At 67.1% G+C, this 15,077-nt stretch carries 14 protein-coding genes; 7 read left to right on the forward strand and 7 right to left on the reverse strand.

Features of this window, described 5'->3' with window-relative positions:
* Positions 1–96 precede the first annotated feature (96 nt).
* Entirely contained in the window at positions 97–1,536 is a 1,440-nt protein-coding gene (locus ACZ67T_RS09865; protein ID WP_469982846.1) for a CCA tRNA nucleotidyltransferase, read from the forward strand.
* Positions 1,537–1,652: 116 nt separating this feature from the next.
* On the opposite strand, the gene ACZ67T_RS09870 is transcribed toward ACZ67T_RS09865, so the two are convergent.
* From ACZ67T_RS09870 to ACZ67T_RS09885, 4 genes are all read right to left on the reverse strand, one after another.
* Positions 1,653–2,141, reverse strand: a complete 489-nt coding sequence (locus ACZ67T_RS09870) for an LppU/SCO3897 family protein (protein WP_469982847.1) — start codon at positions 2,139–2,141, stop codon at positions 1,653–1,655.
* Between the two features lie 114 nt (positions 2,142–2,255).
* Positions 2,256–3,512, reverse strand: a complete 1,257-nt coding sequence (locus ACZ67T_RS09875) for an MFS transporter (RefSeq protein WP_469982849.1) — start codon at positions 3,510–3,512, stop codon at positions 2,256–2,258.
* A gap of 116 nt (positions 3,513–3,628) precedes the next feature.
* The gene (locus ACZ67T_RS09880) at positions 3,629–4,711 is read right to left on the reverse strand and encodes an inositol-3-phosphate synthase (RefSeq protein ID WP_469982851.1); all 1,083 of its coding nucleotides are present in this window, start codon (positions 4,709–4,711) and stop codon (positions 3,629–3,631) included.
* A 43-nt stretch (positions 4,712–4,754) separates the two neighbouring features.
* Positions 4,755–5,435, reverse strand: coding sequence for a PadR family transcriptional regulator (locus tag ACZ67T_RS09885; RefSeq protein WP_453466078.1), 681 nt, complete (start codon positions 5,433–5,435; stop codon positions 4,755–4,757).
* Between the two features lie 385 nt (positions 5,436–5,820).
* Between ACZ67T_RS09885 and ACZ67T_RS09890 the strand changes: the two genes are divergently transcribed.
* Together ACZ67T_RS09890 and ACZ67T_RS09895 are read left to right on the forward strand one after the other, a co-directional pair.
* Positions 5,821–8,574: a transglycosylase domain-containing protein gene (locus ACZ67T_RS09890; RefSeq protein ID WP_469982853.1), complete on the forward strand. Its 2,754-nt coding sequence runs from the start codon at positions 5,821–5,823 to the stop codon at positions 8,572–8,574.
* A gap of 141 nt (positions 8,575–8,715) precedes the next feature.
* Positions 8,716–10,227, forward strand: coding sequence for a glycosyltransferase family 87 protein (locus ACZ67T_RS09895; RefSeq protein WP_469982855.1), 1,512 nt, complete (start codon positions 8,716–8,718; stop codon positions 10,225–10,227).
* 84 nt (positions 10,228–10,311) lie between these two features.
* Here ACZ67T_RS09895 and ACZ67T_RS09900 read toward each other — a convergent pair whose 3' ends face one another.
* The 3 genes from ACZ67T_RS09900 to ACZ67T_RS09910 all read right to left on the reverse strand — a co-directional run bounded on the left by ACZ67T_RS09900 (position 10,312) and on the right by ACZ67T_RS09910 (position 13,015).
* Positions 10,312–11,343: an alanine racemase gene (locus ACZ67T_RS09900; protein WP_326774958.1), complete on the reverse strand. Its 1,032-nt coding sequence runs from the start codon at positions 11,341–11,343 to the stop codon at positions 10,312–10,314.
* A 119-nt stretch (positions 11,344–11,462) separates the two neighbouring features.
* The gene (femX, locus tag ACZ67T_RS09905; protein WP_329572206.1) at positions 11,463–12,584 is read right to left on the reverse strand and encodes a peptidoglycan bridge formation glycyltransferase FemX; all 1,122 of its coding nucleotides are present in this window, start codon (positions 12,582–12,584) and stop codon (positions 11,463–11,465) included.
* Positions 12,585–12,700: 116 nt separating this feature from the next.
* A complete protein-coding gene (locus ACZ67T_RS09910; RefSeq protein ID WP_469982857.1) occupies positions 12,701–13,015 on the reverse strand; it encodes a hypothetical protein in 315 nt (104 codons plus the stop codon).
* 265 nt (positions 13,016–13,280) lie between these two features.
* On the opposite strand from ACZ67T_RS09910, the gene rpsF reads away from it, so the two are divergent.
* From rpsF to rplI, 4 genes are all read left to right on the forward strand, one after another.
* Positions 13,281–13,571, forward strand: coding sequence for a 30S ribosomal protein S6 (gene rpsF, locus ACZ67T_RS09915; protein ID WP_052578287.1), 291 nt, complete (start codon positions 13,281–13,283; stop codon positions 13,569–13,571).
* 75 nt (positions 13,572–13,646) lie between these two features.
* Positions 13,647–14,240: a single-stranded DNA-binding protein gene (locus ACZ67T_RS09920; RefSeq protein ID WP_469982859.1), complete on the forward strand. Its 594-nt coding sequence runs from the start codon at positions 13,647–13,649 to the stop codon at positions 14,238–14,240.
* A 57-nt stretch (positions 14,241–14,297) separates the two neighbouring features.
* A complete protein-coding gene (gene rpsR / locus ACZ67T_RS09925) occupies positions 14,298–14,534 on the forward strand; it encodes a 30S ribosomal protein S18 (protein WP_003949403.1) in 237 nt (78 codons plus the stop codon).
* An 18-nt stretch (positions 14,535–14,552) separates the two neighbouring features.
* The gene (gene rplI, locus ACZ67T_RS09930; protein WP_266672314.1) at positions 14,553–14,999 is read left to right on the forward strand and encodes a 50S ribosomal protein L9; all 447 of its coding nucleotides are present in this window, start codon (positions 14,553–14,555) and stop codon (positions 14,997–14,999) included.
* Positions 15,000–15,077: the final 78 nt, after the last annotated feature.

Genomic DNA, 15,077 nt, shown 5'->3' on the forward strand with positions numbered 1-15,077 from the left:
ATCGGAAGACAGGGTAGGGGGCATCCGGCAGGGCCCGCGCACACCCAGGGAAAACGAGGCGGAACCCCGGGCTCGGGCCACGTACCCTTTTCTGTTGTGCCGAACGCCAATGAAGACAATCCCAGTGCCCTGAGCCAGGTGCAGCGCCGCGCGGTGAGCGAGCTGCTGCGGGTGGCCCCTGTCGCCGACGACCTCGCCCGTCGATTCCGTGAGGCGGGGTTCTCCCTCGCCCTGGTCGGCGGCTCGGTCAGGGATGCACTCCTCGGCAGGCTCGGCAACGATCTGGACTTCACCACGGACGCGCGTCCCGAAGATGTGCTCAAGATCGTCAGGCCTTGGGCGGATGCCGTGTGGGAGGTCGGGATCGCCTTCGGGACGGTCGGCTGCCAGAAGGACGGCTACCAGATCGAGGTCACCACGTACCGCTCCGAGGCGTACGACAGGACCTCCCGCAAGCCCGAGGTCTCGTACGGCGACTCCATCGAGGAAGACCTCGTGCGTCGCGACTTCACCGTGAACGCGATGGCCGTGGCCCTGCCGGAGAAGGAGTTCATCGACCCGCACGGCGGGCTCGACGACCTTGCCGAGCGCGTACTGCGCACGCCCGGAACCCCCGAGGAGTCCTTCTCCGACGACCCGCTGCGGATGATGCGGGCCGCGCGGTTCGCCGCGCAGCTCGACTTCGAGGTGGCCCCCGAGGTCGTCAAGGCGATGAAGGACATGGCCGACCGCATCGAGATCGTCTCCGCGGAGCGGGTGCGGGACGAGCTGAACAAGCTGATCCTCTCCGCACATCCGCGCGAGGGCCTCACCCTCCTCGTGGACACGGGCCTCGCCGCCCATGTCCTGCCCGAGCTGCCCGAGCTGCGCCTTGAGCGGGACGAGCACCACCGGCACAAGGACGTCTACGACCACACGCTGATCGTCCTCGAGCAGGCGATGGCGCTGGAGTCGGACGGCCCGGATCTCGTGCTCCGTCTCGCGGCGCTGCTGCACGACATCGGCAAGCCGAAGACGCGGCGCTTCGAGGGCGACGGCCGGGTCTCCTTCCACCACCACGAGGTGGTGGGCGCCAAGATGACGAAGAAGCGCATGACAGCGCTGAAGTACTCCAATGAGCTCGTGAAGGACGTCTCGCGACTGGTCGAGCTGCACCTGCGCTTCCACGGATACGGCACCGGCGAGTGGACCGACTCCGCCGTCCGCCGCTACGTCCGTGATGCGGGTCCGCTGCTTGACCGGCTGCACAAGCTGACCCGCTCCGACTGCACGACGCGCAACAAGCGGAAGGCGAACGCGCTGGGGCGCGCGTACGACGGCCTGGAAGAGCGCATCGCGCGGCTCCAGGAGCAGGAGGAGCTGGACTCGATCCGCCCCGACCTCGACGGCAATCAGATCCAGGAGATCCTGGGCATCAAGCCGGGGCCGGCGATCGGGCAGGCGTACAAGTTCCTGCTGGAACTGCGGCTCGAGAACGGGCCGATGGAGCATGACGCGGCGGTGGCGGCGCTCAAGGAGTGGTGGGCGGCACAGTAGAACGCCGAGTGAGTGAACCGGGTCCATGTTTCACGTGAAACATGGACCCGGGGCAGACATACCGAAGGGCGCTGTTTCACGTGAAACAGCGCCCTTCGGCATGGTGATGCGAGGTCTTACTTGGTTTCCTTCAGGCAGAGCACCACGTCGTGGCTGCCACCGCTCTGGTAGTAGGAGACCTCGGTGCCCTGAACCGAGTTGCACTTCTTGACGTCGCTGGTGCCGTCGAACTTCTCGATGACCTTGTACTCGGAGTCGCTCGAGGAGCAGTCGACGTCCTTCAGCTTCGGAGCGGACGTCGTGCCGTTGTTGTGCAGGCAGCTGCCGACCGCGGACGTCTCGGCGTCGCTCTGGCCGAGGTACCACTTCACGCCGTAGAGCGCGATGGCGACCACGATCAGCGCGACGATGCGCAGGGCCTTCTTCTTACCGCTGCCCGACGGGCGCCCGGGCGGGATGGGCGTACCCGGCGCGTGCGGCGGGTACGGCTGCTGGGGAACCCCGGGCTGGCCGGCGGCCGGAGTGTACGGACCGCCCTGCGGCGGGCCAGAGGGCTGCTGGCCCTGGGCGAACGGATTCTGGCCCTGCGGCGGCGGAGTGGTCACTTTGGGGGTCCCCCTCGAACTTAGGCGCGATGGCGCGGATAAGACGCCCGTAAGTTATCCGTACCGACTGGCAACTCTGAAGTCGGGAGGGGCTCTGTGTCATTGATGTGACACTTACTGGGTGTCGAATCGTGCCATAGCGCCAGCAATCGCCGCGTAGATCAGGGCCACTGTGAGTACCAGCGGGACCGACTGTCCGTCAGGAGGCAGCATCAGTGCGGCCACTGAGGCCGCGCCGACGAACGCGACGTTGAACAGCACGTCGTAAACGGAGAAGATTCGGCCACGGAAGCCGTCGTTCACCGAGGACTGCACGATCGTGTCGGTGGCGATTTTCGCTCCCTGGGTCGTCAGGCCCAGGACGAAGGCGGCGGCCATCATGGGGGCGGGTGCGAACGGGAGTCCGAGGGCAGGTTCGAGGACGGCTGCCGCCGCCGCGCAGGCGATGATCCACCCCGCGGGGCCCAGCCGCCCCGCGGCCCAGGGCGTGACCACGGCGGCGGCGAAGAATCCGGCCCCCGAGATCGCCACGGCGAGGCCCAGCAGGGCCAGTCCGTCGGACTCCGTGGACGACCAGGAGTAGCGGCAGAGCATGAGGACCATGACGGTCAGCGCCCCGTAGCAGAAGCGCATCAGCGTCATGGCTGCCAGGGCGCGGGCTGCCGCGGGGCGCGCGGTCAGATGACGTACGCCCGAGGCGAGCCCCTGCGCCGTGCCGGTGAGCGCCGTCCGCAGGCCCGGACGCACCAACTCCGCGTCCGGACCGAGCAGTTCCGCGGACATGGGCAGGGAGGCGAGCGCCGCGCACAGGTAGAGGGCCGCCCCGACGAGCACCACGAGGGCGTCGGAGTCCGAGATGAGCAGCCGCACGGCGAACGCGAGTCCGCCGCCCAGCGTGGCGGCGAGGGTGCCCGCCGTCGGCGAGACCGAGTTCGCCATCACCAGGCGCTCGGCGTCGACCAGGCGCGGCATGGCGGCGGAGAGCCCGGAGAGGATGAACCGGTTGACGGCGGTGACGCACAGGGCGGAGGCGTAGAAGAGCCAGTCCGGCGCATTGCCGAGCATCAGGACGGCCGTTACGGACGCCAGGACGGTCCGCAGGAGGTTGCCGTAGAGGAAGACCTGGCGCCGGCGCCAGCGGTCGAGGAGGACGCCCGCGAACGGGCCGACGACCGAGTACGGGAGAAGCAGCACGGCCATGGCCGAGGCGATGGCGCCGGCCGATGTCTGTTTCTCCGGCGAGAACACCACATAGGTGGCCAGTGCGACCTGGTAGACGCCGTCCGCGCCCTGCGAGAGCAGCCGCAGCGCCAACAGGCGCCGGAAGTCTCTCAAGCGCAGGAGTACCCGCAGGTCACGGACGACAGCCATGGAGCACAGCCTCACACACGGGAAAGGTCCCCGGGTGCACACCAGGTGCATCCGGGGACCTCAACAGCCCACAAGCAGAGGCGCGTTACCACTGGTGCGCGCCGCACTGTGTGTGGTTAGCGCTCGACCTCGCCCTTGATGAACTTCTCGACGTTCGCGTAGGCCTCGTCGTCGAAGTACTGAACCGGCGGGGACTTCATGAAGTACGAGGACGCGGAGAGGATCGGGCCGCCGATGCCGCGGTCCTTGGCGATCTTCGCGGCGCGCAGGGCGTCGATGATGACACCCGCGGAGTTCGGGGAGTCCCAGACCTCGAGCTTGTACTCCAGGTTCAGCGGAACGTCACCGAAGGCGCGGCCCTCGAGGCGGACGTAGGCCCACTTGCGGTCGTCGAGCCACTGGACGTAGTCCGACGGGCCGATGTGGACGTTCTTCTCGCCCAGTTCACGGTCGGGGATCTGCGAGGTGACGGCCTGCGTCTTCGAGATCTTCTTGGACTCCAGGCGCTCGCGCTCGAGCATGTTCTTGAAGTCCATGTTGCCGCCGACGTTCAGCTGCATGGTGCGCTCGAGACGGACACCGCGGTCCTCGAACAGCTTCGCCATGACGCGGTGCGTGATGGTGGCGCCGACCTGGGACTTGATGTCGTCACCGACGATCGGCACGCCCGCCTCGGTGAACTTGTCAGCCCACTCCTTGGTGCCGGCGATGAAGACCGGAAGGGCGTTGACGAAGGCGACCTTGGCGTCGATGGCGCACTGCGCGTAGAACTTCGCGGCGTCCTCGGAACCGACGGGCAGGTAGCAGATCAGAACGTCGACCTGCTTGTCCTTGAGGACCTGGACGACGTCGACCGGGGCCTCGGCGGACTCCTCGATGGTCTGGCGGTAGTACTTGCCCAGGCCGTCGTGGGTGTGGCCGCGCTGGACGGTCACGCCCGTGTTCGGTACGTCGCAGATCTTGATGGTGTTGTTCTCGCTGGCACCGATGGCGTCGGAGAGGTCGAGGCCGACCTTCTTCGCGTCGACGTCGAAGGCGGCGACGAACTCGATGTCACGTACGTGGTAGTCGCCGAACTGGACGTGCATCAGACCCGGGACCTTGGTGTCCGGGTCGGCGTCCTTGTAGTACTCGACGCCCTGGACCAGCGAGGCGGCGCAGTTGCCCACGCCGACGATGGCTACGCGAACCGAACCCATTCCGGTTGCTCCCTGTGTGTATCGGTGAAACCCCGAATGGGCCTCACGTGGCGGTGTCGTCGGACGGATCCGGCCGGGTGCTGTCCCGGTGCCGGGGCAGGCCGCCCGTCTCTCCAGATGTGTCCTGCTGAGCTGCGTCGGAGGGGTCGGATCGCCGCTGATCCCGCCCCGCCCGCTCGCTCTCGATGAGCTCGTTCAGCCAGCGCACTTCGCGCTCCACGGATTCCATTCCGTGCCGCTGGAGCTCAAGGGTGTAGTCGTCAAGACGTTCCCGGGTGCGGGCGAAAGAGATGCGCATCTTTTCGAGGCGCTCCTCGAGTCGGCTGCGACGGCCTTCGAGCACGCGCATGCGTACGTCACGCGAGGTCTGCCCGAAGAAGGCGAAGCGCGCGGCGAAGTGCTCGTCCTCGTATGCGTCCGGGCCGGTCTGCGAGAGCAGCTCCTCGAAGTGCTCCTTACCTTCCGCCGTCAACCGGTAGACGATCTTGGCGCGACGCCCTGCGAGAGGTGCGGCGAGGGCGTCCTCGGGTGTGCTCCCCGATTCCTCGATCAACCAGCCGCTTACGACCAGCGTCTTGAGGCAGGGGTAGAGGGACCCGTAGCTGAAGGCGCGGAAGACCCCCAGCGATGTATTGAGTCGTTTCCGCAGCTCGTAGCCGTGCATCGGGGACTCGCGGAGCAGTCCGAGGACGGCGAACTCGAGGATGCCGGAACGTCGGCTCATCGTCGCCTCCTCCTCTGCCGCGGTCGGTGTCACGACCTCTTACGGACTCTTTATGCCGAGCTGATGTATCGACTCGATACATCACGACGATAGAACGGCCCCACGGATGGGACAAGAGGGATCACGGTGAACGGCGTCACATCACCGATTCATACCAAGCGAGTTGCCTGATTTGGGGTGAACTTCCCCCCTAGGCGGGTTTTGGCGGTGCGTAGTCTGTCCGCCATGCAGACCGCCGGGAACCAAGTGACACCTGTGGGCGTCGTTGTCCCCGGTGCATTGCGGGTGAGTGCCAGAAGGGGCGCATCCGTATTTCGGGGGGACCGGAAACCAGCCGCCGTTTCCAGGCGCGTATCACAGCGCCTGCCCGAGGAGTAGTCGTTCGATGAGCGAGCACCGTCGCAAACCGCCGCAGCCACAGGGCGGCGGACGTGCCGCGGCCCGTCGCGGCACGTCCGGCGCATCGCCGGGCCGTCGCGCGGCACCGCGTGACGCCACCGGATCACCTTCTGATGCATATGGAACACCGGGGTCCGCAGGACCGTCCGGCTCCACGGGCGACGACCGCCCGTACGGAGGCCGGGCGGAAGCGCGCCGAGCCGCGCAGCGCAGCGCCGGAGGGGGCCGCAGGAAGGCACCCGACGGCGGCGGTGGCCGCGGAGGCGGCGGCCGCCGCGGTGGAGGTGGCCCCGAGGGATCGAGCGGGCCGGGGCGCGGCAGGGGTCGCGGCCCCTCACGACCGCCGCAGAAGAAGAGATTCATCGACTACCCGCGCTCCGACAAGTACGGGGTGCACCGCTGGCTGCCGTCCTGGCGCCTGGTGACGGGTCTCTTCGTCGCTCTCTGCGGCAGCCTCATGGCCGCGGCGGGCATCGGGTACGCCCTGGTGGACGTCCCGAAAACGGCGGACACGGCCAAGGCCCAGAACAACGTCTACTACTGGGCCAACGGCAAGCCGATGGTCTCGACCGGTGGCGAGACGAACCGGCAGATCATCAAGTACGAAGAGATCCCCGAGGCCATGCGGTACGCCGTCATGTCCGCCGAGAACAAGACGTTCGAGACGGACAAGGGCGTCGACCCCATGGGCATCGCCCGCGCGTTCGTCAACATGGCCAAGGGCGGCGCGACGCAGGGCGGCTCGACCATCACCCAGCAGTACGTGAAGAACGCGATGCTCGACGACCAGTCGCAGACGATCTCGCGCAAGGTCAAGGAGCTGTTCGTCTCCATAAAGGTGGGCCGTACGGAGCCCAAGGAGAAGGTGATGGCCGGCTACCTGAACACCGCGTACTACGGACGCGGTGCCTACGGGATTCAGGCGGCCGCCCGGACGTATTTCGACAAGGACGCCTCCGGGCTCAATGCGAGCCAGTGCGCCTTCCTGGCCTCGGTGCTCAAGGGCGCCACGTACTACGACCCCGCCGGTGCGCCTGAGATCGACCCGGTCCAGGCGACACCCCAGAAGAACAAGATCCGAGCCGAGAAGCGCTGGCGCTGGATCCTTGACGAAGAGGTCAAGGACCAGCACCTGAGCGCCGCGAAGCGACGCGATTACAGCGAGTTCCCCCATCTGCAGAACCCGCGGTCCAACCCCTCACTGGGTGGCCAGACCGGCTATCTCGTGGACCTCGCGAAGGCCTACGTGATCAACAACAGCGACGGCAAGATCACCGCCCTCGACCTGCAGAAGGGCGGCTACGAGATCCACACCACCTTCGACCAGACGAAGGTGAAAAAGCTCGAAGACGCCGTGAAGAAGGTCCGCAAGGAGAACATCAACCAAAAACTCCGCCCGAAGACGGACAAGTACGTCCAGTTCGGCGGAGCCTCGGTGAACCCCACGAGCGGCGCGATCGAGGCCATCTACGGCGGTGAGGACGCGACAACGCACTACACGAACAATGCCGACCAGACCGGTGCGCAGGTCGGCTCGACATTCAAGCCGTTCGTGCTGGCTGCCGCGATGAGGGACGGCGTCCGCGACCCCAAGGGGGGCGAGGAACAAGGTGAAGGGACGCGCATCCCGGTCTCCCCGAAGAGTCTCTACAGCGGCCAGAACAAGCTGAAGATCAAGAAGTACAACGGCGAGGTCTGGACGGACAAGGACGGCAAGGAGTGGCTCCAGACGAACGACGGCGGGGAGTCCTACAACCGGCCGACCTTCCAGATCGACCTTCGTGAGGCGATGCGGGAGTCCGTCAACTCCGCCTACGTCCAGCTGGGCATGGACGTGGGCCTGGACAAGGTGAAGAAGGCCGCAAGCGACGCGGGCATCAAGGACACCAGCTTCGCGAGCGCCAACTATCCGTCCTTCTCCCTGGGCACCTCCGATCCGAGCGCGATCCGCATGGCTGGCGCCTACGGCACCTTCGCGGCCAGCGGGCAGCGGAACGATCCGTTCTCCGTGACGTCGGTCGACTACCAAGGCGACACGGTCTACCGGCACGAGAAGGAGTCGGTCAGGGCCTTCCAGCCGGCGGTCGCCAACAACGTCACCGACGTCCTGAGGACCGTCGTCGACAAGGGAACGGGTACCAACGCGAAGCTGCCCGGCCGCCAGGTCGCGGGCAAGACCGGTACGACCGACGGCAACAAGTCGGCCTGGTTCGTGGGGTACACCCCCCAGCTCTCGACGGCGATCACGATGTACCGGATGGACGACGACGAGAACAGCAAGAAGCGCCAGTTCTTGGAGATGTACGGCACGGGTAACCAGGAGAAGATCCACGGTGCCTCGTTCCCGTCCGAGATCTGGCACGACTACATGATGGAGGCCCTCAAGGGGACGCAGCCCATGCCGTTCCCCACGCCCGAGCCCATCGGCACCATCGTCGGCGCCACTCCGAGCCCGAGCATCACTCCCTCGGCAACTCCTTCTCCCTCGGACTCGGCAACGGTGGAACCGTCGCCCAGTCAGTCCTCCCCCGGCCCGTCGCCGTCGACCAGCGAGTCCTGCAGCAGCTGGTCGTGGAACTGCAACCAGAACGGCGGAACGTCGGACGGTGGCACCGGTGAGACACCCACAGGCGGTACCGACGGAGGCGTGACCAACTCGCCGTCGCCAGGAGGTAACGGCGGCAACGGTGGCAACAACGGAAATGGCAACGGAGGCATCTTCGGAGGCCCAACGGGCTAGCCGGAAGGGATCCCACGCTGCCTGTTTCACGTGAAACGCTGCGTGTTCCACGTGAAACAGAGCGTGATCTCTACCAAGTGAGGGCCGCCGCACCGATCGGGTGCGGCGGCCCTCGCCCCGTTCTCAGGCGCGTACGGCAGGATGTGCGGCATGCCCAGTGCAGAGACGACGCGCACGCGTGTGCAACAGCCGGACCCGGTACGGCCGACCAAGGAGGACGAGGTCGCCGCAGCGGGAAGCGAGCTGATCGGCGGACCCATCGGACGATGGGCGCTGCTCGGGAGCTCCTGGTGGACCCCTGTACGCGTCATCGCGCTGGTGATGATCGGCATGTTCGCGCTGGGCATGGTGCAGAAGTTCCCCTGCTACGACGGCGCGTGGTTCTTCGGTGCCAGCTCGCAGTACACGCACGCCTGCTACTCGGACATCCCGCACCTCTATCAGGGGCGGGGCTTCGCCGACGGCCTGGTGCCGTACTTCGACAAGCTGCCCGGCGACATGGACTACCTCGAGTACCCGGTGCTGACCGGTGTGTTCATGGAGGTCGCGTCCTGGCTCACCTTGGGCGGCGGCTCCATTCAGCACCTGGAGAAGGTGTACTGGATGGTCAACGCCGGGATGCTGATGATCTGCGCGGTGGCGATCGCCATCTGCGTGACTCGCACCCATCGGCGACGCCCCTGGGACGGCCTCCTGGTCGCCCTTGCGCCCGCGTTCGCGCTGACCTCCACCATCAACTGGGATCTGCTCGCCGTGGCCCTCACAGCGGCCGCGATGCTGATGTGGTCGCGGGGCCGGCCGGTCGCCTTCGGGGTCCTGCTGGGTCTGGCCACGGCCGCGAAGTTCTATCCGTTCCTGGTGCTCGGCCCGCTGCTGTTGCTCTGCTGGCGCGCCGGACGCTGGCGCGACTTCGGGAAGGCCCTGGCCGGCTCGGTGGGCGCGTGGCTCGTCGTGAACCTGCCGGTGATGCTGCTCGCCCCCGAGGGCTGGTCGAAGTTCTACCGCTTCAGCCAGGAACGCGGCGTCGACTTCGGGTCCGTCTGGCTCATCATCCAGCAGCGGTGGGACGCGCAGATCAGCCCCGACGACGCCAACACCTACGCGATGGTGCTGATGGTCCTGGCCTGTCTGGGTATCACCGCGCTCGCCCTGACGGCGCCACGCCGGCCCCGCCTCGCACAACTGGCCTTCCTGGTCGTTGCCGCCTTCATCCTCACCAACAAGGTCTACTCGCCGCAGTACGTCCTGTGGCTGATCCCCTTCGCGGCCCTCGCCCGGCCGCGCTGGCGGGATCTGTTGATCTGGCAGGCGTGTGAGGTCGCGTACTTCCTGGGGATCTGGATGTACCTCGCGTACACCACGAGCGGTGACAAGCACCGAGGGCTGCCCACGGACGGCTACCACCTCGTCATCCTCATCCACCTGCTGGGCACGCTCTACCTGTGCGCGGTGATCGTGCGCGACATCCTGATGCCGGAACGGGACGTGGTCAGACGCTCCGGGGATGACGACCCGTCGGGCGGTGTCCTGGACGGAGCGCCGGACGTGTTCGTGCTCGGACGCGCCGCCCATCCCCCACGGCACGCGGTGCACAACGAGGAGCGGCCACAAGTGAGTTGGGGCTGGGGCAAGGACGAAGAGCGTTCGCTCTGAGCGAACGCATGAAAAGGGCCGGACACCGCGATGGTGTCCGGCCCTTTTCGTTTGTCCGCGTGCCCGGCCTGTTCCAAGCCTCGGTCAGCGGTCGAGGATCCGGTCGAACTGCGTGGTGGTGTGCCGCAGATGGGCCACCAGCTCCTCGCCCACCCGGGGCTCGGGGGCGTCGGACGGCACGAAGAGGATCGAGACCTGCATGTGCGGGGGCTCCGCGAACCAGCGCTGCTTACCGCCCCAGACGAACGGCGACAGGTTCCGGTTGACGGTCGCGAGGCCCGCGCGGGCGACGCCCTTGGCGCGCGGCATGACGCCGTGCAGCGCCTTGGGAGCCTCCAGGCCCACGCCGTGCGACGTACCGCCGGCGACGACCACGAGCCAGCCGTCCGAGGCGACCTTCTGCTGGCGGTAACCGAAGCGGTCACCCTTGGCGACGCGGGTCACGTCCAGGATCGCGCCGCGGTACTCGGTGGCGTCGTGGTCGCCCAGCCAGAGCCTCGTGCCGATGCGCGCCCGGAACCGGGTCTGCGGGAACTGCTGCTGAAGGCGGGCGAGTTCCTGGGCCTTGAGGTGGCTGACGAACATCGTGTGCAGCGGCAGCCTGGCCGCGCGCAGACGGTCCATCCAGCCGATGACCTCCTCGACGGCGTCGGAGCCGTCGGTGCGGTCCAGGGGCAGGTGGATCGCGAAGCCCTCGAGCCGGACGTCCTCTATGGCGGAGTGGAGCTGGGGCAGTTCCTGCTCGCTCACGCCGTGCCGCTTCATCGAGGACATCACCTCGACGACGACACGGGCGCCGACGAGGCCGTGCACGCCGTCGACGGAGGAGACGGAGCGGATCACACGGTCGGGCAGCGGCACGGGCTCCTCGCCCCGCCGGAACGGGGTCAGGACCAGCAGGTCACCGCTGAACCAGTCCTTGATCCGGGCGGCTTCGTAGGTCGTGCCGACGGCGAGGACGTCCGAGCCGAAGCGGGTGGCCTCGTCCGCGAGCCGTTCATGGCCGAAGCCGTAGCCGTTGCCCTTGCAGACCGGGACGATCCCCGGAAACTGCTCGAGCACGTGCTTGTGGTGTGCCCGCCAGCGCGCGGTGTCGACGTAGAGCGTGAGCGCCATGGCCGGTCCCGGAACCTTTCTCGTGGCTGCGGTGTATCAGAGGTATGGAGAAGCTTTGGAGCTACCTGAATTGTGCAGGGTCCGCCCGGGCCGTGTGGGCCGGGCTGACCGGGAGGGGCTCAGCGCCGCGACATGTAGATGTCGAGGGCCTTGTGCAGCAGCTTGTTGAGCGGGAAGTCCCACTCGCCGAGGTACTCGGCAGCCTGCCCACCGGTGCCCACCTTGAACTGGATCAGACCGAAGAGGTGGTCCGATTCGTCGAGCGAGTCACTGATGCCGCGCAGGTCGTAGACCGTCGCGCCGAGCGCGTAGGCGTCGCGGAGCATCCGCCACTGCATCGCGTTCGAGGGCCTGACCTCACGGCCGATGTTGTCGGAGGCTCCGTAGGAGTACCAGACGTGCCCCCCGACCACCAGCATCGTCGCCGCCGACAGGTTCACCCCGTTGTGGCGGGCGAAGTACAGCCGCATGCGGTTGGGGTCCTCACTGTTGAGGGCCGTCCACATGCGCTGGAAGTACGACAGCGGGCGCGGCCGGAAGTGGTCGCGCACAGCCGTGATCTCGTAGAGACGCTGCCACTCGGCGAGGTCCTGGTAGCCGCCCTGGACGACCTCGACGCCGGCCTTCTCGGCCTTCTTGATGTTGCGGCGCCACAGCTGGTTGAAGGCCTTGTGCACGTCCTCGAGGGAGCGGTTGGCCAGCGGCACCTGGAAGACGTAGCGGGGCTGTACGTCGCCGAAGCCGGCGCCGCCGTCCTCGCCCTGCTGCCAGCCCATGCGGCGGAGCTTGTCGGCGACCTCGAAGGCGCGCGGCTCGATGAAGTCGGCCTCGATGTCGCGCAGGCGCTTGACGTCCGGGTCCTGGATGCCCTTCTTGATCGATGTGGCCTCCCAGCGCCGGATGATCACCGGCGGGCCCATCTTCACGGAGAAGGCGCCCTGCTGCTTGAGGTGCGCCAGCATCGGACGCATCCAGTCGTCGAGGTTCGGAGCGAACCAGTTGATGACCGGGCCCTCGGGAAGATAGGCGAGATAGCGCTTGATCTTGGGCAGCTGCCGGTACAGGACCAGGCCCGCGCCGACCATCTCGCCGTTCCGCTCGTCGAACCATCCCAGGCTCTCGGAGCGCCACTCCGCCTTCACATCAGCCCATGCCGGGACCTGCATGTGGCTAGCCGAGGGCAGGCTCTGGATGTATGCCAGATGCTGCTCTCGGCTGATGGTCCTCAGGGTCAGGCTCATTCGGGGCGCTCCTCGGGCTGGTGTGTCCCCATGGGTACAAGGGCTCCGGCTCTCGCGCCGAAGCCTACTGCGCCCTGGGAGCGCCCCGAATGGGCCTATGGGAGCTACGCGGGCCGTCAGCCGACGACGCCGCCGAACAGACCCCCGTGGGCCATGCCGATGAAGAGGCCGATCGCCGAGGCGCCGAGGCCCAGGATGAGACCGAAGCGCTCGCGCGTCGTCACCGAGATGAACTGGCCGTATCCGGCGGTCAGGACGCCGATCAGCCCTGCCCAGGAGCTGAGCAGGTGGAGGCTGCTGAAGAGCGAAGAGATGATGGCGATCGCCCCGAGAACCATCGCCACCGCGACCAGCGAGTCCTGAAGGTGATGGGGCTTCCCGTCCGTGGCGAGGAGAGATGTCGCGGTATTGGGTCGCATTGCCTGTGCCATGTGGCACCTCCTGCGGAAGGCGGCGCATCGTAGCGCCATACACACCCGATGTGTACAGATTGTGCCCTCCCGCGGTCGGATTTCAACCGGAAGCCGTGGTGCGGGTAGTCTGTACCGTCTGCACCGGTGTCTGCTCACGCCCTGACCAGGGATCCCCGCCAGCGGGGCCCGATTGTCAGTGGTCGCCGATACCGTTGCGTACGCATCACGACCCTCCTGCCACGGAACGACCGTGGCCGCTGAGTCCAAAGGAGGTGGGTTCCACATGCGTCACTACGAAGTGATGGTCATCCTCGACCCCGATCTCGAGGAGCGCGCTGTCTCCCCGCTGATCGAGAACTTCCTCTCCGTTGTCCGCGAGGCCAACGGAAAGGTTGAGAAGGTCGACACCTGGGGCCGTCGTCGTCTCTCGTACGAGATCAAGAAGAAGCCCGAGGGCATCTACTCGGTCATCGACCTGCAGGCCGAGCCTGCGGTCGTCAAGGAGCTCGACCGCCAGATGAACCTGAACGAGTCGGTCCTCCGGACCAAGGTCCTCCGTCCCGAGACCCACTGAGCTTCCTAGCTCAGCGGCACTCGGGTTTCGAGTAGCAGCAAGCAGCCAGCAGCAAACCCGCCGAGAGGTTCCCCCATGGCAGGCGAGACCGTCATCACGGTCGTCGGCAATCTTGTCGACGACCCCGAGCTGCGCTTCACCCCTTCCGGTGCGGCGGTCGCGAAGTTCCGTGTCGCGTCCACTCCCCGCACCTTCGACCGTCAGACGAACGAGTGGAAGGACGGCGAGAGCCTGTTCCTGACCTGCTCGGTCTGGCGTCAGGCGGCGGAGAACGTCGCGGAGTCGCTCCAGCGAGGCATGCGCGTCATCGTGCAGGGCCGGCTGAAGCAGCGGTCCTACGAGGACCGTGAGGGCGTCAAGCGCACGGTCTACGAGCTGGACGTCGAGGAAGTCGGCGCCAGCCTGAAGAACGCCACGGCCAAGGTCACCAAGACCACCGGTCGCGGTGGCCAGGGCGGATACGGCGGCGGTGGCGGCGGCCAGCAGGGCGGCGGCAACTGGGGCGGTGGCTCCGGTGGCGGTCAGCAGCAGGGTGGCGGTGCTCCCGCCGATGACCCCTGGGCGACCGGTGCGCCGGCCGGTGGCGGCCAGCAGGGCGGCGGAGGCGGCTGGGGCGGAAGCTCCGGCGGTTCCTCCTCCGGCGGCTACTCGGACGAGCCCCCCTTCTAGGCCCCAGGGCCAAGGGTGGGCCGCACCCACACTTCTTGATCACACAGGAGAAACACCATGGCGAAGCCGCCTGTGCGCAAGCCTAAGAAGAAGGTCTGCGCTTTCTGCAAGGACAAGGTCACGTACGTGGACTACAAGGACACGAACATGCTGCGGAAGTTCATTTCCGACCGCGGCAAGATCCGTGCCCGCCGCGTGACCGGCAACTGCACCCAGCACCAGCGTGACGTCGCCACGGCCGTGAAGAACAGCCGTGAGATGGCGCTGCTGCCCTACACGTCCACCGCGCGATAAGGAAAGGGTGACCGACTAATGAAGATCATCCTGACCCACGAGGTCTCCGGCCTCGGCACCGCCGGCGACGTCGTCGACGTCAAGGACGGCTACGCCCGCAACTACCTGGTCCCGCGTGGTTTCGCGATCCGCTGGACCAAGGGTGGCGAGCAGGACGTGGCGCAGATCCGCCGCGCCCGCAAGATCCACGAGATCGCGACCATCGAGCAGGCCAACGAGATCAAGGCCCGCCTCGAGGGCGTCAAGGTCCGCCTGTCCGTCCGCTCCGGCGACGCCGGTCGTCTCTTCGGCTCCGTCACCCAGGCTGACGTCGCTTCGGCGATCGAGACCGCTGGTGGCCCGAAGGTCGACAAGCGACGCGTCGAGCTGGGCTCGCCGATCAAGACGCTGGGCGCCCACGAGGCGACCGTGCGTCTGCACCCCGAGGTTGCCGCCAAGGTCAGCGTCGAGGTCGTCTCCGCCTAAGCACTGCGCTTGGCAGAGCTGAAGCAAACGTTGGGCCGCACCCCTCGGGGGTGCGGCCCAACGCGTTTCACAATCACC

The organism is Streptomyces sp. NPDC107517, assembly GCF_055582645.1.

What these genes read in the sequence shown, in the direction of transcription:
- ACZ67T_RS09910 (WP_469982857.1), bottom strand. Translation starts at nt 13,015, where the DNA reads ATGGCACAGGCAATGCGACCCAATACCGCGACATCTCTCCTCGCCACG.
- ACZ67T_RS09900 (WP_326774958.1), bottom strand. Translation starts at nt 11,343, where the DNA reads ATGGCGCTCACGCTCTACGTCGACACCGCGCGCTGGCGGGCACACCAC.
- ACZ67T_RS09895 (WP_469982855.1), top strand. Translation starts at nt 8,716, where the DNA reads ATGTGCGGCATGCCCAGTGCAGAGACGACGCGCACGCGTGTGCAACAG.
- rpsF (WP_052578287.1), top strand. Translation starts at nt 13,281, where the DNA reads ATGCGTCACTACGAAGTGATGGTCATCCTCGACCCCGATCTCGAGGAG.
- rpsR (WP_003949403.1), top strand. Translation starts at nt 14,298, where the DNA reads ATGGCGAAGCCGCCTGTGCGCAAGCCTAAGAAGAAGGTCTGCGCTTTC.
- rplI (WP_266672314.1), top strand. Translation starts at nt 14,553, where the DNA reads ATGAAGATCATCCTGACCCACGAGGTCTCCGGCCTCGGCACCGCCGGC.
- ACZ67T_RS09885 (WP_453466078.1), bottom strand. Translation starts at nt 5,435, where the DNA reads ATGAGCCGACGTTCCGGCATCCTCGAGTTCGCCGTCCTCGGACTGCTC.
- ACZ67T_RS09890 (WP_469982853.1), top strand. Translation starts at nt 5,821, where the DNA reads ATGAGCGAGCACCGTCGCAAACCGCCGCAGCCACAGGGCGGCGGACGT.
- ACZ67T_RS09875 (WP_469982849.1), bottom strand. Translation starts at nt 3,512, where the DNA reads ATGGCTGTCGTCCGTGACCTGCGGGTACTCCTGCGCTTGAGAGACTTC.
- ACZ67T_RS09880 (WP_469982851.1), bottom strand. Translation starts at nt 4,711, where the DNA reads ATGGGTTCGGTTCGCGTAGCCATCGTCGGCGTGGGCAACTGCGCCGCC.
- femX (WP_329572206.1), bottom strand. Translation starts at nt 12,584, where the DNA reads ATGAGCCTGACCCTGAGGACCATCAGCCGAGAGCAGCATCTGGCATAC.
- ACZ67T_RS09920 (WP_469982859.1), top strand. Translation starts at nt 13,647, where the DNA reads ATGGCAGGCGAGACCGTCATCACGGTCGTCGGCAATCTTGTCGACGAC.